Below are 1,689 nucleotides of genomic sequence, written 5' to 3'. Positions count from 1 at the left end.
TGGCCTGGGACCGTGGCGCGCCCTCGGTCGCGGCCCAGATCGGGCTGCTCGCCGCCCGGCACACCCCGCCGGACGGCGGGCCCGGCGCGGACGAACGGCGCTTGAAGTCCGCCGAGGACGCGCTGACATCGGGCGAGATCGACCTCGCCCGCGAGGTGGCCCGCGACATCCTGGACCGGGCGACCGACGCGGCGGTCCGGGTACGGGCCTGGATGGTGGTGATCGACTCGGCGGGGCAGGCGATGGCCGATGTCGAGGCCGTGTTCCCGCAGGCCCTCGCGGACGCGGGCGAGGACCCGCGACTGCTCGCCCTGGTCCGCTACCAACTGGCGTGGCGGGCGCTGCTCGTGGAGGGCGAGATGGGCAAGGGCCGCGAGGAGGCCGCACACGCGGCCCGGCTCGCCGCCGTCGCCGGTGACCGGAGCACCGAACTCATGGCCTTGTCCTTCCAGGCCCAGATGGAGACCCTGATGGGTCACCCAGCGGCCCCGGCGACCCTGGAGAAGGCCCTCGCGGAACCGCAGGACCTTCGGGTGGCGTGCGACCACAACGGCGCGGGTGCCACCCGGTTCCGCTGGCAGATCATGAGCGACCAGCTCACCGACGCCCGTACGACGATCACCCGGCTCCTCGGCGAGGTGCGGCGGCGCGGCATGGTCGAGAGCGAGGTGCACTTCCTGCGCGGACTCGCCGAGACCGAACTGCGCTCCGGACACTGCGCCCGCGCCCTGGACCTCGCCCACGAGAGCCTGCGGCTGGCCCGGGACACCGGTATCGGCGAGGCCGCGGGCAACATGTTCACCTCGCTCGCCGAGGCCGCGGGCGGGGACGTACACCGGGCGCTCGTCCTGGCCGGCGACGCGGTGCGCCGCGCCGAGGACGACGGCGACCTGATCTACCTCTCCCGTGCGCTGGGCGCGCTCGGGCATGCCCAGCTCGTCGCCGGTGACGCCGCCGGGACGGTCCAATCCCTGCGCAGGGCACGGGAGTTGGAACAGGGGCTCGGCATCTTCGACCCCGCGCGGGGCCGCTGGCACGGCGACCTCGCGGAGGCGCTCGTCCTGGTCGGCGAACCGGCGGAGGCGCAGGACGTCATCACCGCCACACGCGAACACGCGGTACGGCTCCGGCGGGCGAGCGTCCTCGCCGTACTGGACCGGGCCGAGGCCCTGGTGAAGGCCGCCTCCGGTCAATACGAGGCGGCCGCACAGCAGTTGACCTCGGCACAGGACCGTCTTGCGCAGCTCGGATACGGACTGGAGGAGGCCCGCGCCGCCCTCGCGCTGGCCCGGCTGCGGGCGGAGCAGTCGGGGCGCGGCTCCTACGACGAGGCGACGCGGCTGTTCCGGCGCTGCAAGGCGGTGCCCTGGCTGAGGCAGTTGGAAACGGCCTCCGTGACCGCCCCCGCTCCCGCCGACCCCTCCGCGGTGGCTCCCGAATCCCTCCTGCCGCACCTCGACCGCCTGGCCTCCACGGAACGCCAGGTCGCGGGGCTCGTCCTGGAGGGCGCCACGAATCGCGAGATCGCCGCGCGGCTGTTCATCAGCGTGAAGACGGTCGAGGCGACGCTCACCCGGGTGTACCGAAAACTGGGGATCCGGTCCCGGGTCGACATCGTGCGGTTGGCTGCGGGGCAGCGGCGGGGGGAGTGAACTCGCTGTTCGCGGGCGGGGGTTGAGGCGGGTGGCT

At 74.1% G+C, this 1,689-nt stretch carries 1 protein-coding gene; it reads left to right on the top strand.

Annotated features, from left to right (window positions below; genetic code table 11):
- Positions 1–1,652 (top strand): LuxR family transcriptional regulator (locus tag O3Q52_RS52805; RefSeq protein WP_269655503.1); only part of this gene is annotated, 1,652 nt, incomplete at its 5' end.
- Between the last annotated feature and the right edge of the window lie 37 nt (positions 1,653–1,689).

Origin of the sequence: Streptomyces sp. ActVer (genome assembly GCF_027270795.1) — a bacterium.
GTDB lineage: Bacteria > Actinomycetota > Actinomycetes > Streptomycetales > Streptomycetaceae > Streptomyces > Streptomyces umbrinus_A.
This window is presented reverse-complemented; position numbering and strand designations above follow the sequence as displayed.